The organism is Govania unica, assembly GCF_027920805.1.
GTDB lineage: Bacteria > Pseudomonadota > Alphaproteobacteria > Sphingomonadales > Govanellaceae > Govanella > Govanella unica.
This window is the reverse complement of sequence record NZ_JANWOI010000004.1, coordinates 538,291-552,179: the sequence shown is the minus strand read 5'-3', so window position 1 is coordinate 552,179 and position 13,889 is coordinate 538,291. Positions and strand designations below refer to the sequence as shown.

At 60.6% G+C, this 13,889-nt stretch carries 19 protein-coding genes; 1 reads left to right on the top strand and 18 read right to left on the bottom strand.

The features are described 5' to 3' along the window. Positions 1-9 precede the first annotated feature (9 nt). Together NYP16_RS13390 and NYP16_RS13385 are read right to left on the bottom strand one after the other, a co-directional pair. A complete protein-coding gene (locus tag NYP16_RS13390; protein WP_274944664.1) occupies positions 10-2,313 on the bottom strand; it encodes a phage tail protein in 2,304 nt (767 codons plus the stop codon). Beyond that, positions 2,313-2,750 (bottom strand): NlpC/P60 family protein, encoded by a 438-nt coding sequence (locus NYP16_RS13385; protein WP_274944663.1) that lies wholly within the window; start codon positions 2,748-2,750, stop codon positions 2,313-2,315. Before NYP16_RS13385 ends, NYP16_RS13390 begins: the two co-directional genes overlap by 1 nt. A gap of 68 nt (positions 2,751-2,818) precedes the next feature. Here NYP16_RS13385 and NYP16_RS13380 point away from each other — a divergent pair, with 68 nt between their 5' ends. Then, positions 2,819-3,442 (top strand): hypothetical protein, encoded by a 624-nt coding sequence (locus tag NYP16_RS13380; RefSeq protein WP_274944662.1) that lies wholly within the window; start codon positions 2,819-2,821, stop codon positions 3,440-3,442. Here NYP16_RS13380 and NYP16_RS13375 read toward each other — a convergent pair. Genes NYP16_RS13375 through NYP16_RS13300 form a run of 16 tightly spaced genes read right to left on the bottom strand, consistent with a single transcriptional unit; the run spans position 3,439 to position 13,879 of the window. After that, the gene (locus NYP16_RS13375) at positions 3,439-4,281 is read right to left on the bottom strand and encodes a DUF2163 domain-containing protein (protein WP_274944661.1); all 843 of its coding nucleotides are present in this window, start codon (positions 4,279-4,281) and stop codon (positions 3,439-3,441) included. The genes NYP16_RS13380 and NYP16_RS13375 overlap by 4 nt on opposite strands. A 12-nt stretch (positions 4,282-4,293) precedes the next feature. Next, positions 4,294-6,642 carry a DUF2460 domain-containing protein gene (locus NYP16_RS13370; RefSeq protein WP_274944660.1) on the bottom strand — a complete coding sequence of 783 codons (2,349 nt, stop codon included), beginning with the start codon at positions 6,640-6,642 and terminating at the stop codon, positions 4,294-4,296. A 16-nt stretch (positions 6,643-6,658) separates the two neighbouring features. Further along, positions 6,659-7,273, bottom strand: a complete 615-nt coding sequence (locus NYP16_RS13365) for a phage tail tape measure protein (RefSeq protein WP_274944659.1) — start codon at positions 7,271-7,273, stop codon at positions 6,659-6,661. 9 nt (positions 7,274-7,282) lie between these two features. After that, a complete protein-coding gene (locus NYP16_RS13360; protein WP_274944658.1) occupies positions 7,283-7,480 on the bottom strand; it encodes a phage tail assembly chaperone in 198 nt (65 codons plus the stop codon). After that, complete coding sequence (locus NYP16_RS13355; protein WP_274944657.1) at positions 7,477-7,818, bottom strand: gene transfer agent family protein; 342 nt, start codon at positions 7,816-7,818, stop codon at positions 7,477-7,479. The genes NYP16_RS13360 and NYP16_RS13355 overlap by 4 nt, the downstream gene beginning before the upstream one ends. A gap of 3 nt (positions 7,819-7,821) precedes the next feature. Continuing rightward, positions 7,822-8,235 carry a phage tail protein gene (locus tag NYP16_RS13350; protein WP_274944656.1) on the bottom strand — a complete coding sequence of 138 codons (414 nt, stop codon included), beginning with the start codon at positions 8,233-8,235 and terminating at the stop codon, positions 7,822-7,824. Between the two features lie 17 nt (positions 8,236-8,252). Beyond that, complete coding sequence (locus NYP16_RS13345; protein ID WP_274944655.1) at positions 8,253-8,639, bottom strand: DUF3168 domain-containing protein; 387 nt, start codon at positions 8,637-8,639, stop codon at positions 8,253-8,255. Further along, on the bottom strand, positions 8,636-8,944 hold the full coding sequence (locus tag NYP16_RS13340; protein ID WP_274944654.1) for an HK97-gp10 family putative phage morphogenesis protein: 309 nt from the start codon (positions 8,942-8,944) through the stop codon (positions 8,636-8,638). The genes NYP16_RS13345 and NYP16_RS13340 overlap by 4 nt, the downstream gene beginning before the upstream one ends. After that, positions 8,941-9,264, bottom strand: coding sequence for a head-tail adaptor protein (locus NYP16_RS13335; protein ID WP_274944653.1), 324 nt, complete (start codon positions 9,262-9,264; stop codon positions 8,941-8,943). Before NYP16_RS13335 ends, NYP16_RS13340 begins: the two co-directional genes overlap by 4 nt. 15 nt (positions 9,265-9,279) lie before the next feature. Next, positions 9,280-9,840, bottom strand: coding sequence for a head-tail connector protein (locus NYP16_RS13330; protein WP_274944652.1), 561 nt, complete (start codon positions 9,838-9,840; stop codon positions 9,280-9,282). Further along, complete coding sequence (locus NYP16_RS13325; protein WP_274944651.1) at positions 9,837-10,112, bottom strand: phage fiber-tail adaptor protein; 276 nt, start codon at positions 10,110-10,112, stop codon at positions 9,837-9,839. The genes NYP16_RS13330 and NYP16_RS13325 overlap by 4 nt, the downstream gene beginning before the upstream one ends. Then, positions 10,112-10,492: a hypothetical protein gene (locus NYP16_RS13320; protein WP_274944650.1), complete on the bottom strand. Its 381-nt coding sequence runs from the start codon at positions 10,490-10,492 to the stop codon at positions 10,112-10,114. The genes NYP16_RS13325 and NYP16_RS13320 overlap by 1 nt, the downstream gene beginning before the upstream one ends. A 9-nt stretch (positions 10,493-10,501) precedes the next feature. Continuing rightward, on the bottom strand, positions 10,502-11,761 hold the full coding sequence (locus tag NYP16_RS13315) for a hypothetical protein (protein ID WP_274944649.1): 1,260 nt from the start codon (positions 11,759-11,761) through the stop codon (positions 10,502-10,504). Positions 11,762-11,764: 3 nt separating this feature from the next. Continuing rightward, positions 11,765-12,172: a hypothetical protein gene (locus NYP16_RS13310; RefSeq protein WP_274944648.1), complete on the bottom strand. Its 408-nt coding sequence runs from the start codon at positions 12,170-12,172 to the stop codon at positions 11,765-11,767. Continuing rightward, complete coding sequence (locus NYP16_RS13305) at positions 12,165-12,638, bottom strand: hypothetical protein (protein ID WP_274944647.1); 474 nt, start codon at positions 12,636-12,638, stop codon at positions 12,165-12,167. The genes NYP16_RS13310 and NYP16_RS13305 overlap by 8 nt, the downstream gene beginning before the upstream one ends. A gap of 14 nt (positions 12,639-12,652) precedes the next feature. Beyond that, positions 12,653-13,879: a phage major capsid protein gene (locus tag NYP16_RS13300; RefSeq protein ID WP_274944646.1), complete on the bottom strand. Its 1,227-nt coding sequence runs from the start codon at positions 13,877-13,879 to the stop codon at positions 12,653-12,655. Between the last annotated feature and the right edge of the window lie 10 nt (positions 13,880-13,889).

Below are 13,889 nucleotides of genomic sequence, written 5' to 3'. Positions count from 1 at the left end.
TCCCAAGGGTTAGAGCAGCGCCACCGCCGGAACACCCCGGCCGACGCGCGCGCTCATTTGATAAATACGAACCGAGATTGAACTTTGCAGCGCCCCGAAATCCGCCGTCTGCTGCGCCGCCGTATAAAGACCATCGGCTGTCGCAACCGTCAGCACACGAAGCGGCACGGCACCGCTCAGAATCTCGACCTCATAAAGCTCGCTGTCCTCGTCAAGCGGCACATCCGCGCCATCGATCCAGCCGCCGTCGCCCCGGCAGCGCCGGATCCAGCGGATGGCCAGATCGCCCTCTGCATTCCGCAGCCCCGTCACATGAACCGGAGCAAACGGCCGCAAACTCTCGGCACTGACCTGAAACAGCGTGGCGTCAACGGCATTCAGCAAAGCCCCCGCGCTCACGCCCTTATAAAGATCCTGACGGCCGACCATGCTCAAGGACGCCGTCACCGCAACCAGCCGCGCGGCATCCAGCAACAGGAACCGCTCGCCGCTCACATGCGACGCCATATGATGGTCGGTGCCCCGCCGACCGCGCAACAGCCCGCTCAGGACATAATGACCCGCCCCATCAAGCGCCGCTTCCCGGAACTGAATGATCTCCTCGCCCACCAGCGCCGCATTGGCGCCATTCAGAATGGCCAAAGGCGGCCGCGCTTCAAGGAGCTGAGCCGGATTATCCAACACCACCGTGAGTCGCGCTGCCTCGTCCCAGAAATCAAGGGGCCCCAAGGGCAAAGCATTGACCGCCACCCCCGCCACCGCCGGAGATGACAGAGCAGCAATGGCTTCGAAACTGTCGCCGCTATCCACCGAACGATACAACACCGCCCCGCGCCACCGGCTCTCCGCACTCGATGCCGCAGCATAAAACACCGGATCCGTCCCATCGGCCGCGCGCAATGCGGGCAGGTTCAATAAATGCAACCGGGTCTCGGCCGGATCCTCCACCATCTGCGTCGGCACCCCGCCGCCATCCGCCAGCGCCCCGCTCATATAGACGTCGCTCGCATAGGACACCGCCCGACAAGCGAGAGTACCGCCGCCGAAATCCGCCTCGGCGATCATCAGATCAAGCGGCGCATCCGTCCCCGTAATTGTTATCACATCGCCAGGCATCAGCCGCGCATAGGCGGTGCCAAGCGAAAATGCCGCAGCCTCCCGCGCCCGCCATTGCCGCGCAAGCTCGATCTCCGCCGCGCGTTTGGCCCGGTCCGCCGAGATGGTCAGTGGCAGATCGTAATCATAAGCCGCAAGACTCGGCGTCCATTGCCGCCGCGCCCGCTGCACACCGACCTGATAATCCCGCGCCGGGTCCGCATGGCGCACGGAGATTTCACGCGGCAGATCAAGTTCCTGCTGCCGCGTCACCGTCAAAGGAGCGGCCTCCCCGCTGCTCCGCGTCAAATTCTCATAATCGATCACCGCCACCCGTGCCCGGGCCAGCGGCGCGAATCTGATCACCCCCTCACGCTCGACAGCATCAAAATGATAAATCCGTGCGAGCGTCTCAATGGCATCGGCATAGGTCACCGACCGTGCAATGGCATATCCCGCCACGCTGTCATCAAGCGCCGCAACATCAATCCGCGCAAGCCCGGCCCGCAACGCCAGATCGCCAATCACCCCGGCAAGCGTCGCAGCCCCCCCCTTGTCCGCGATGACCTCAAAAGTCAGATTGGGAATGCGGTTGCCATATTCCGCCAGCGCCAGATCCTCAAACACCACATAAGCAAGCCCGCGATAGGCCGGGGCCTGCCCAAGCCCTTCCCCGGCTTCAATCAAAGGGTCGGGATTCTGCTGTTCGCTGCCAGTATAAATCCGGATCAGCCCCTCAACCGCAAGCCGTCCACCCGCGTCGCGCAACAGCTTGCCATCGGCCCAGATCCGTCCGATGCCCACAATCGGCCGCGCCGACAAGGCAATGGCAAACGAGCTCGCATAGGTATAGGAGACCGTAGTCACCCTAGTGCCGCCGCCGCCCTTGCCGCCCTTGACCTTTTCGCTGTCTTCGTGCCGGGTTTCGATCAGCCCCATGGACCAGATCACATTCCCGGCCACCCGCACGGTGCCATAGAGCAGCGGAATAACCTGCCCAAAGGCCGAGGACTGCACGCTCAGATCGCCCAGCCGCGGCCCTTCGCTCACGCGGGACCCGACACCGAAAACCTTCGCGTCCACAGCCCCGCCCAATTGCGACCCGAGATAGCTCCCGCCCGCGCCAAGGGCGACGCCCGCGGCAATCCCCAGCAATCCACCCCCGACAAGCCCGCTCCCTGCCGCAAATCCCGCTGCCGCCAGCACCAGAACAGCCATCAGTCGCATACTCCTGGAAAACGATAGATTGAGACAACGCGGCTCGCCCATAGCGCATCCAGCCCGTGTTCGACCACGCTCCGGGTGTGCATCCAGGCATGCAGCATGCCGCGATCGGTCACGAGCGCCACATGCTGCGGCCGATCGATAATGGCCATGAGATACACATCGCCCGGTTTCGCCGTCTCGACCCGGACGAAGCCAGCCGCATCCACATGACGGCGCAGGCTTGTCCAGGACGTGGGCTGGCGGGCATAGCCCGTCGCATCATAGTCAAACAGCCCAAGCTCCCGGCCAATGCAGGCGACCACACCGATACAGTCGAGCCCCCGCCCGGGCGCCCGCCCCTGATGACGGAACGGGGTGCCAAGATAGCTCCGTCCCTTGTCCACAATGGCAGCCCGCAAATCTGCAGCGGAGTTGCTCGGACAATCCATGAAATTGCGCTTCATTTTGCAGTCGAACCCTCTAAGATAGCCCCCCTAAACCGGAGGAGTTTCAACCCGTGACGATCAACATGGACGCCAACACATTCGCGCTCTACATCCATGAACTGCGTAACCAGTGCATGTATGCGGAAACCGCGCTTAACCTTTTCAATCAATCACTTGAAAAGCAGTCGAAGGGCGGCGTGTTCTTTGCCGCGCAAAGTTTCCTGACTGCAGCCCAACAGATCTCGCGCCTGTTGTGGCCGAACCGCGCCAAGGCCAAGCGCCGTGGTGAATTCCTGCGTCAGGCCCTTGGTATTCCGCAAGAATTCCCGCTCAGCGACGACCGCCTGCGCAATCTCTGGGACCTCGCCGACGAAAAGACCGATGACTGGATCAACGGCAGCAAAAATCAGGTCATCGCCTATGATTTCCTTGGCCCCATCGGGGCTCTGGGCGAAAAACTGCCGAAGGACGAGCATATCTACCGGCTCTATGACCCCGAGACCAACCGCTTCTATTACCGCGGCGACGTCTTCAACCTGCAACAGCTCGCCCAGCAGATCGCGGCTGTCTCAGGCCGGGTGAACGGCGCTCACGACCAGCTGTTCCCGAAACAGCCCCCGGCCGAAGCCGAAGCCACCCCGGACACAGCGCCTGAAGCCATCTCCGAAACCATCCCGGAACAGGTCGAAGCCTAAGTCAATCCGGGATAAGCCAGCATCGCGTCCATCCCCGGCACATGGGGATGGCCGCGATAGTTCGCCACATTGGCGAATTTCGTCCGGCAGGTGGCAAAGCGCTTGTCGCAGCCCGGACTGATCGAAAACAGATCTCCCACCGCAATCTCCCCTGCCATGGCATCGAACAACCCGATGATATTGCCCGCTTGCGTCTTGACCTCAATCCCACGCCCGGCATTCTGTCCTGTCCGCCAGCGCAGCCGCCCATAAGCAAAATACCCGTCCGGCTTGCCAAGCGCGCTCGCCGTAAACAGCCGCCGATCCGCAACCGCGATCACACTGCCGCTCACAGTCAGGGTTTCAAGATCGACCCGGCAGTGTTTATCCCCCAGATCCGCACTGCATTCAGCGCTGTAAATCGTCGCATAACTCTGCCGCAAAACCGTCGTCAGGCCACGCAACTCGGCCACATATGTGCCGCGTCCCATGCGCACCTCGCCGATCCAGCCGCTTTTGATATGAAGATTGCCAGACTCCGGAGCCGCCCAGTTGACCAGAAAAAGATCGACTGCCGCGAAATCATAAAGCCCGGCCCGCAGATCCGCCGCATTGATGGCGCTGTCCGAAAGCGCCCCTTCCACATCAAGATCGTCACTGTCAAACATCTGACCTGCCGCGATCACCGTCGGACTGAAGGCGCTCGACGGCCGATAGGTTAAACCGCCAATGCGCAAACTCTGATCATGAGTGGTAAAGCCAAGCGTCACGCCATCCCGCCGCCGCACCCGCCAGCACGTGGCAAGCTGCGTCACCTCGCCCCCAAGATGTGCAATCATATCCGCCGTTGTCGTGCGCATGTTCGCCCTCTCTCAAACCCGAATTTCCACAAGCCCCACGTCCGGCGCCGCCCCCGCACAGAAATTTTCGGCGGTCACCGCCAATCTGTCATCGCGGAACCGCACCGGCACGTCGAACAGAAAGCCCGCCGTCACCGCAACCCCGTTCGGCGGCGCACTCGCAAAACTCACAACCCCGGTGACGCTGTCCACCGACCAGCCGCTTGTTTTCACCACACCACCGAGAGCGATTTTGACACTGCCCGCCACCGGCTTGCGGATCACCCGCTGCTGGATCTCGCCGCCGCTCTCATAACGCTTCACCAATTGAAACGTCGTCTTCGCACCGCTACCAGTGCCGATCGCCTGATCAAGCGCCGTCGGCGTAAGCCCCGGAGCCCCCGAACGATCATCGCTCCAATCGCGAAAGCGAAACCCGAACGCCCGCCCACGCCGCGCCCTGAAAAAGGCAATCAGCGCCGCAAGATCGGCCTCACTGCGCACCCCGGTGCCAACATCATATTCAGCCCGCGCCTCCGCCCATTCCAAATTCCGCGTCTCATGCCCCGACACAGTTTCAACCACCGTGGTGGCGAATTTCGGCCCCCCCGATGAACCGAAACTGATGCCTTCCGGAAACCGCACTTCGTGAAACCCGCTCACCTCATCCTCCTCGATGGCAAAATGCACAAAGCCGTCGCGCATGATCTGTGAAAAGGCCCAGACGATCGTCGCCGAAAACCGCCGCCGATGCGCCAGATCCATGGCCTGATCGATCCGCTCCCAGATCTCCGGATGCCCGGCCGTCAACACGAACCCGGCAAAATAGCGACTATTCTCAGCACCATATCCAAGCGCCGCCGTCACCGCATCCAGCCCCGCCTCATGGGCCGCCCAGTCGCCCTCGATCAGATAGTCATAGTCTTCCACATCGAGACAATCGAACGCCGGATAAGCCCAGCTCATCACCGGAAGATTGACCCGCTTGACCATCGGCGCCGCCGCATTCAAAACCTGCGGCGTGAAAAACAGCAAACTGATGTTTGCCGCCGGATAAGCCGCCCGCACCACATCCCGAAGCCCAAGCGTTGCCGCCCCAAGCTTGGTCCCAAGCCAATCGAGATAAGCCACCTGCGCCACAGTCGGCGTCTCGAAAATCGTCAGATGTTTCGCCGGCACCGCGAGCCCGGTTTCCGCCGTATAAAGCGCCGTCGTCGCCGCATCGTAAAAACACGGCGCACTGTCTCCAGCAATCTGATACCACCACCAGGGCTCGCCGATCTGCGCGTGGATTTCTCCCCCCGCATCATCCTGCATATCGAGAAAGCTCAGAAACACATCCCCAAGATATTCCATGGCCGCGCCATTGGTCGGCGCAAGCAACGTCGACGGCGGGTCCCACCCGGTAAGCGCCGCCGATCCATTATGCGTGCGCTGCTTCCAGGCTTCCGGCGCATGAGCATTGAACAGTTCAAACGACAGCGAAACGATAACCTTGAATCCATAACTCCGCGCCGCCCGGAAAAACGCCTCATGCCAGGCCTCGCAAGCAGCATTGAGCGTCACTGCGGGATCGACCACAAACCGCCCTTCACCCGCGCTCCACATAAGATGGAAATAATGGCTCATGCCCACATAATGATCGATCCAGCCGCTATACCCGAGCATCCGCGCATTGCGCAGAATACGTTCCGGCACCAGATTGCAACTGTCGTCATAGCCGTTCGCAAGCCCCGCCCCATGGAGCGGCACATAACTGTCCCCAACCGTCATAACCGATCCGCCGCCGGTCACCTTCAACGCTGAAATCTGAAGCCGCGCCGTCACCGGCCCGCCACTGATCGGCGCCGTATCACCGGGCACATAAGCCTCCGGCATCAAGCTCAGAAACAACCGATCGATGTCACCCGGATAAACCGGATCGGCTTCACCCGGCAACAGAAACCCACCCGCAAGATTATTGAAATCAAGCGTGATCACCGCGTCGCTCGCACTGCCCACGGCGTAATTCCACAGCCGCACATACCACACCCGCGCATGCCCCGCGGCATCCCGTCCCTCAATGGTCAATGTCGGTCCATTGATCGCCGTCAAGCCCGGCAGATTGGTCGAACGCCAACGAAAGGACAGCACGCAATCGCGATAATCCCGCCGCGTTTCATAAGCCATCAGTGGATGATCATACTGATCCACCGAGTCCCAGATCAAACCGGCCAGATCGTTCCTGGTACAAAACACCAGCGTCACATCCAGCGCATCTGCAGCGCTGTTGACCACCGTCGCCATCATCGGACGCGGAAAATTCACCGTCCAGAACAACGGATGAAACCGCCTCATCACGCCGCTTTCAATACGGTCCGCCGCAGTCGCAAGCCAATGCATGATCTTCCCCCAAAACTCACCCTCTGGACAACACCCGCCGCACCGCTCGCGCCACCTGCGCCCCGCTTTGCCGCATGCCGTCCGCCGTTCCCGACGACTGAATATTCACAGTGATATTCACCGCCCCCGCAGCCCGATCACCGCCCTGTGCAAACGACCCCGCCGTGGCAATGCGTCCGCTTGTGGACGGAACAAACAGCTCCGCCCCGCGCTCCCCAACCATATAAGGCTGCCCGGCCGAAACCGTGCCACCCCCGGCCCGTCCGGGCAAAATCCCCGACAACAATCCGCCACCCGAAAACAACGCCTCAAGCCCGGCCCCGGCAAAACTCGTCACGATCTGCGCAAGCGACGCGAGCGCACTATTCTGCAAACTATCAAATGAAAATTTTCCCGACTTCGCCATGCGCTCAAACGCCGTGCTCATGCGTTTGGTCGCCGCCTCCGTCGTGTCCCCAAGCAAACTGGTAAAAGACAGCGCAGTGTCATGAAGCGCCGTCGCCGTAGTCTCAACCTGCCCGCTGATCCCCTGCAAGCCCTGCAAATTCGCGCTCGCCGCCGCAATCCCCTGATCCAGCGCCTGTGTATCGGCCCGGATCTTCACCACCAAACTGTCAAGAACCGTTTCCATCCATCACCCTCATGATATCTGATCGGGAAAGCGCCGCATCAATTCGGCAAGATCATCGCGGCTCGCCGCAACATCACCCGCAACCGGAAACCGCCCCTCGCAAGCCAGCCGCAAATCGCCCGGCGTCGCCGCCCAGAAACTTTCCGGGCTCCAGCCCATAACCCCAAGCGCAAATCGCGCCGTCAGCCGCCAGTCAGTCGGCGTCACCCAACCGGCGGCATCGGCTTTCCCCGACCTGCACCTGTCAGAATCTGCGTCAGCAACTCGCGCACCACCGCCGCAAGTTCGGCAATGCCGGTGCGGATCACCGCCTCTCCCACGGCCTCCAGATCATGCCGCGCCGTCCCCGGAGCCTCGATCGCCGTAGCCCACAAAATGACCGCAACATCGCGCACGCCAAACCCACCGGCCGCGAATTTCTGTACAAGCGGCAGCACCGCGCCCAAACTATCCTCAATCTCCATAATGGCGCGAAAGCTCGGACGAAAAGTCCAAACCGCGCCATCGATCACATGGTCGATTTCCCCGCGCAATCCATTGGCCATGCCTTACGCCCCCGTGAAACTGACAACGCCCGCGCTATCAAGCCTCAGGCTATAAGTCCGCTCGCCATTGTGATCCCCGGAAAAATCCAGATTGGCGGCAAAAAACGCGCCGCGAAAACTGTCACCGCTTTCAAAGGCAATTTCATAATTGCTCACCGCCGCCGTCATCACTTTGCCCTGAAATATTTTCTCGGCGGCACTGTTGGTAAAGACGCCGCTGCCGGTCACAGCAATCGCCCGCGTCCCCGCCCCGCCCAAAATTTCCCGCCAGCCGCCCGAACTTTTATTGGTCACATCCACCAGTTCATTATTGATGCTGAGGCTCGTCGCCCGCATGCCGCCGATTGTGGTGAACAGCTCCGGCATTGCCCCGTCGCCGATTTTCAAGATGAATGCCCGTCCCTTTTCCGCCGCCATCTGTCCCGATCCTTTTGCTAAATACTGCTATCATGCATCAACAGCCTGAGCCGCATGACGCCATGAAAAATCCGTGTCTCCGTCTCGCGCAGAACTTGAGAAAGCTCCTCTGCCACAAGCACCAATCGATAACCAGCCGCCGTCAGCGCGCCCGAAAACAACGCCCCGCGCGCCAACTCCATAGCGCCAAGAACGTCATGACGCCCCGTCGCATCCGACCAGAAATCCAGCGTCAGCCGCAGATCACATCCGGCCAACCCCTGCCCCTCCCAGGGCCGTTCCATCAACGGCCCAAAGGTCACATAAGGCAGCCCCGCCGCCTCCGGCACATGGTCATAAATAAGAAGCCCCGCCGCCTGCAACGCCCCATGCACCGCCGCCATCACAGCCCGCGCGGCGCTCATGGCAAAATCTCCCCAAGCCGCCCGCGCAAATCTTCAATGGCCGGCGTCAGAAAAGGTCGCGCTTCCATGCGACTCGTACCGAATTCCACATAAACCGCATATGGCGTTTGAGCGCGCACCAACGTTTCCGTATCGCCTGTTTCAACCAAGATATTGTCTGCAAGATTCCCTCCCGGATTAAGTCGCCCTCTGGCATTTTCGGCAATGGCCTCTGCCGCTGCCGCAATCGCAAGCGCCGTCCGCGCCGCGATAATCTCCTGTCCCTCAAGCAGCGGGTTCACCCCCGTGACGTCGATGCTGATCATCGCCCGCGCTCCTCCTCCGTCATGAACGTCAGATAACGCCCATCTTCCGGACTTTCATCGCAGGCCAGCACACGCAAAACATGTTCACGCCACAGAATACGATCGGCCGCCCGCAATCCGGCCCGCTCCCGCAGCGTCACCCGATAGCGCGCACGTTCAATCCGCCGTCCCGTAAGGCTATCTTCCGCCCCCGATGTCAACCGCACCCCGGCCCATGCGGCGGCAAATGTCTTGTGAGTTTCAGCGAAACTCCCACCCGGCAAGGGCATAAGCTCGGCCTGCTGCAACGACACCCGATGTTTCAGGACCCCCGCATCCATCGACGTTTCCTTCCCTTAAAATGACAACATGCGATAAGGCGACCAGAGCGCAGCAATCGACGGCGGCAACCCCCCATCCGTCGCCCCGCGTTGTTCATACATGGCCGCCACTGCCATCAACAGCCCGGCCCGGATATCCTGCGGCACCGCGTTCCAGCTCGTGCCATATCCGGCCTCAAACGTGATCTCGATCCCGCCCATGCGCCGACCGGGCGCGGGCCAAATTCCACCGCGCGCGGCAATGCGCCCAGGCTCCGACCGGCAATCCACCTCATAGCGATCGGGGTCCATTGTCAGCACCGCCCCATCCCCGTCATAAATACGGATCATGTCCACCGTCCTAAGCGGCGGACAGGGAATGCGCAGCACCACACCCGGCCAGTCATCCAGATAATACTGCCAGCGCTGCGCAATCAGCGCCCGCCGCAGATAGGCCTCGGCACTGCGGCGCGCGGCGGTGATGCAAGCGGACAAAAGCCCGTCTTCCTCGCAGCCATCCACGCGCAGATGCAGCTTCACTTCATCCAGCGTCAAGGGCTCCACCGCCGGGCCCGAAAGAAGCAACAGATTGCTCATCGTTCCTGCACCCGTATGGTCAGGCTGCGGTCATCAATACGACCGAGCGACGTTGTGATACGATTGGTGACGGCGTAAATATCCCGCACGGTTCCGCCCTCAAGCGTCACCTGCGATCGACTGTCCCCATGCTCGCTCACAAACACGCTCAAAGACTCCGCGGGCGTCACCTCCCACAGACTCTCAACGATGGTCTCGCCCATATCGAGATAATCAGACCAATCGATCGCGTAATCGAGCCGAGCTTCAGGATCCTTGACCAGAACCGCCATCACACCGGACTCGCGATTTCAATATCCCAGGCTGCAAAACTCATGCTGTTGCCCGACGTCAAAACCTGACTGCCGCAGGTGGTGACATACAAAAGCCGCGCATTCGTCACATCCAGAAGTGCGATATGATCGACACTGCCCGTCGCCGTTATGCTCACACCGGACTTCGCGCCCACACGTATTTTGCGGCCGCTCACATCCCCCGCCGACAAAGTGAAATCCCCCGCCACCATGGTCGCCACCGCCAGGCATTTCGCGCCGCCCGTATTGGCTTCGGCATAAGTTGTCGGTTCTCCCACGCAGGCTGTCATGCGCGTGCAATTGCTGCGCACGACAATCAATGCACCATCGATCACGTCGTCATGGGCTTTCTTGGCCATGGTATGTCCTCACTGTTTTCTTGGTTTCAGAACCGGAATTTTATGTCCGGCCGCAACATTGCGACCGTCCCTGGCAATCTGTTCAGTGCGCCGCAACGGCGTCTTCACGCCATCCAGGCGGATCAGAACGATCATCGCCCTCTGCCCCTGCACTGCTCGCGCGGGCAGGATCAGAGCCTGCTGCGACAGCAGAACACCGCCCGCCGTATGAGCCTGCCTGCAAGACCCGATAATCACGGCCCCCGCAGTCACAACGGATCCCGCGCCCGACCTCTGCCCCTGCACCGCTCGCGCGGGTATGATCTGAGCCTGCTGCGACAGCAAAACACTGCCCGCCCTATGACCCTGCCTGCAGGACCCGATAACGACGCTTCCCACACTCACAACAGTGCCCACGCCCGCCTTCTGTCCCTGTCGCGCGGACTGCGGCAGAACGGCATGGCTCTGCCCCACCAGCGGGCTGCTCGCCCTATGCGCCTGCATCGCCTTGTCGGGCACCACCGATACCGCCGTGCCCGCACTCCGCCGTGGTATCACCATCTGTCGGTGCGGCTTCAGAATCTGAAATGGCCGCTGCGTCAGATCGGCGATCACATCATCCGGCAGCCGCCGTTTGAACAGATAGAGAAAACTCAGCGTCTGCGCGGCGCCACCACCCAAAGCCCGTTCGCTGTTGATATGGAGCCTGTTGTCGGGCCTACCCGTCGGAACAAAGCTCGGATTCGCCGTCTGCACCAAAGCACCATTGCGGAATTCACGAAGAGAGGTCCCGTCCCAGGACGCAGCAATCACAAGGTCAGTATTGACATATGCATTGATCGTCGTGTTGAGAGACAGGCCAGCCGAACTATTATGAAACAGCTGCAGTATATCCAGCGTCGCGGCGCGTTGAATGCCGATAAAGTTGCTCGCTGTAGTCTCGGCCGGAAAAGTGAACAATCCACCCCAATTGTCCCAGCTATCCCCGGCCGCCTTGAACCGCCCGCCCCATAAAACCGTATACCCCGCCGCCAGCGCATCCAGCGGCCGGGTGGCAATAACATTATATTGCTTGCTGCCAAAGCTGACGGCGCGCCCCGATTTCAACGCCGACCAACTACTGGTCGTGCCTGCAATGCTGCGGTTGCCCGACACCAGATCGCGCAACGGTCCGGCCCCCTCCCCCGGACAGACCGCCACCACAAGATCGGCGGCCAGAGGATGCGACCAATCCACGTCCTGCGCACCGTCCGGCTTCGCCCCCTGGTTCCTCGTGCGCGCATTGATCATGGCTCAGGCGTCCGTATATTTAAGGCCGATAAGCTCGGCGCTGTTGCCGCTCGCCGCAAGCGCCGCACCGCTCGCATTCAGGATCGATATTTTCTGATGCGGCGACAATCGCACGCCCTCGACAATGGCGGTGACGGCGGTGGTGCCGTTCATCTGCACCACCGACAGCAACTCGGTATTTCCGCTGTCCTCGAAATCACTATTCTCGTGACTGCGCTTGATTTCTAGACGCAAATATCCGATCGCCGCCGCCGTCGCCCCCGCGACTTTCAGTTTGATCGAGGCCTCGATATCGCGATTGGTGCTGTTGTCATAATTGCTGCTATCAGCCCGCGAGCCGTCAGCCAGACTGTTCAATCCCGACAACGTCAAACTCGTTGCGCTACGATATCTGGCGGAAAAATCAGTCATGGTCCTGGTCCTCTCTCCGCGCGTCCATGATCTCGCCCACACGCACCGTCTCAAGCCCCAATTGCTCGGCCCGGCTGATCATGACTTTTCCTGTATCTTTCAGAATATCCGCCTGCTCAGCGGTGAAAAATTCCACCGCCACCGCTTGCGCAAGCAACTGTTGCGCCGCAGCGCCGCCCCAATTGACCGGCAAGCCGCCTTCGAACAGAAAGCACAACCGCCGAGCGAGATCATGCCCCACATAGCCGCTGTCCGCCGCCGCCGCCCGCACATTGTCCCAGACAAACCGGCCGCGCGCGTCACTCATCATGATCATTTCACGCGTAATGGCCACAAGTGGCACTTCGCGATAGGTGACGATCTCACGGGCATTCAGAGCCGCCGCCACATCCTCATCGGACATGGCGGCATAGCCCCGGCTCCCGAGATCCGACACAAGTTCATCGTGCAGGATCGCGACATCCATGAAAAAATCCTCTCTTAAACGCTGAATTTCAAAAGCTTGATGCAATCGGAATTGACCACACCGCCGCCGACGCGTTTGGTGCTGTAGAAATGCACATAAGGCTTGTTCGAATAAGGATCGCGCAACACGCGCACGCTTGAACGGTCGGTGATGGTATAGCCGCGCGCGAAATTACCGAATGCCACCGACAGCGAATTGGCCGCCACATCCGGCATGTCCTGCGCTTCGATCACCGGATAGCCCAAAAGAGTCGCCGACTGTCCGACACCCAGACCCGGACGCCACAGATAATTGCCATCGGCATCCTTGAACTTGCGCACGGCCGCAAGAACATTGGTGTTCATGACAAAGGCCGCAGCATCGCGATAAACCGGGCGCAACGCATGCACGAGATCAATCAGTTTGTCGGACGGATTGCTTGCCGGAAATCCCGCGCTCACCCCGGTCACGATATGCTGCAAGCTGCCAAAAGCCCGCGCCCCGTCAGCGGTCAAAGCCGTGGTATAGGACAAAAATCCTTTCGGTTTGTTGGCGCCATCGCCGCTCACAAAAGCGGTGCCTTCCTGCACGGCGAATTCAACGGCGATCTGTTCCGCAAGCCAGGTTTCAACATCAAAAAAGCTATCGTCCAGCATGGCCTGCGTAGCTGCCGGATTGGCATAGATTTCCCCAAGCGGCGGCACCACTTCAGCAAACTGCATGCTGTTTGTAACCGGCCGCCCCGCCACTTCGCCGACCCAGCCTGACGCAAGCCCACTCACCGTCACCAGTTTGCGATATTGTGCGCTGCCCACCTGCACCACATTGGCGATGCGACGGATCGGCGACAGATCCTTGGTCAGCCGTTCAATGGTCTGATCCAGTTCCCGCGGCACGCTATAGCCGCCATCCGCATCCGTGCTGATGCTCAGGGCTTTGCCTTCAAGATCGCCAAGTCCGGTTTCAATGCCGCGCCGAACAAAGCGATCGTAAAACGCCGTCTTATGTTCGCGGATTTCCGGCCCCGTCACATCGGCCTGTACAGCACCCGAAATCGTCGGACGGTTGATCGCCATATGCATGCGATCCAGACGCGCCTGCAATTGACCAAGATCATCGCCGATGGCTGCGACTTTATGTTCAAGCACCACATCGGCCCGTGCCTCGCGGGCGTCGTTCGCGCTTTTAAATTCTTCGAAGGCGCGACCCAGCGCTTCAACTGCCTGCTGCACCGCCACCGTATTCATCACTTCGGTCTCCATGTTCACCTTC

What these genes read in the sequence shown, in the direction of transcription:
- NYP16_RS13375 (WP_274944661.1), bottom strand. Translation starts at nt 4,281, where the DNA reads ATGCGCACGACAACGGCGGATATGATTGCACATCTTGGGGGCGAGGTG.
- NYP16_RS13345 (WP_274944655.1), bottom strand. Translation starts at nt 8,639, where the DNA reads ATGAGCGCCGCGCGGGCTGTGATGGCGGCGGTGCATGGGGCGTTGCAG.
- NYP16_RS13340 (WP_274944654.1), bottom strand. Translation starts at nt 8,944, where the DNA reads ATGATCAGCATCGACGTCACGGGGGTGAACCCGCTGCTTGAGGGACAG.
- NYP16_RS13385 (WP_274944663.1), bottom strand. Translation starts at nt 2,750, where the DNA reads ATGGATTGTCCGAGCAACTCCGCTGCAGATTTGCGGGCTGCCATTGTG.
- NYP16_RS13320 (WP_274944650.1), bottom strand. Translation starts at nt 10,492, where the DNA reads ATGGCCAAGAAAGCCCATGACGACGTGATCGATGGTGCATTGATTGTC.
- NYP16_RS13300 (WP_274944646.1), bottom strand. Translation starts at nt 13,879, where the DNA reads ATGGAGACCGAAGTGATGAATACGGTGGCGGTGCAGCAGGCAGTTGAA.
- NYP16_RS13330 (WP_274944652.1), bottom strand. Translation starts at nt 9,840, where the DNA reads ATGAGCAATCTGTTGCTTCTTTCGGGCCCGGCGGTGGAGCCCTTGACG.
- NYP16_RS13355 (WP_274944657.1), bottom strand. Translation starts at nt 7,818, where the DNA reads ATGGCCAATGGATTGCGCGGGGAAATCGACCATGTGATCGATGGCGCG.
- NYP16_RS13310 (WP_274944648.1), bottom strand. Translation starts at nt 12,172, where the DNA reads ATGACTGATTTTTCCGCCAGATATCGTAGCGCAACGAGTTTGACGTTG.
- NYP16_RS13335 (WP_274944653.1), bottom strand. Translation starts at nt 9,264, where the DNA reads ATGGATGCGGGGGTCCTGAAACATCGGGTGTCGTTGCAGCAGGCCGAG.
- NYP16_RS13350 (WP_274944656.1), bottom strand. Translation starts at nt 8,235, where the DNA reads ATGGCGGCGGAAAAGGGACGGGCATTCATCTTGAAAATCGGCGACGGG.
- NYP16_RS13390 (WP_274944664.1), bottom strand. Translation starts at nt 2,313, where the DNA reads ATGGCTGTTCTGGTGCTGGCGGCAGCGGGATTTGCGGCAGGGAGCGGG.
- NYP16_RS13305 (WP_274944647.1), bottom strand. Translation starts at nt 12,638, where the DNA reads ATGGATGTCGCGATCCTGCACGATGAACTTGTGTCGGATCTCGGGAGC.
- NYP16_RS13315 (WP_274944649.1), bottom strand. Translation starts at nt 11,761, where the DNA reads ATGATCAATGCGCGCACGAGGAACCAGGGGGCGAAGCCGGACGGTGCG.
- NYP16_RS13370 (WP_274944660.1), bottom strand. Translation starts at nt 6,642, where the DNA reads ATGCATTGGCTTGCGACTGCGGCGGACCGTATTGAAAGCGGCGTGATG.
- NYP16_RS13365 (WP_274944659.1), bottom strand. Translation starts at nt 7,273, where the DNA reads ATGGAAACGGTTCTTGACAGTTTGGTGGTGAAGATCCGGGCCGATACA.
- NYP16_RS13325 (WP_274944651.1), bottom strand. Translation starts at nt 10,112, where the DNA reads ATGGCGGTTCTGGTCAAGGATCCTGAAGCTCGGCTCGATTACGCGATC.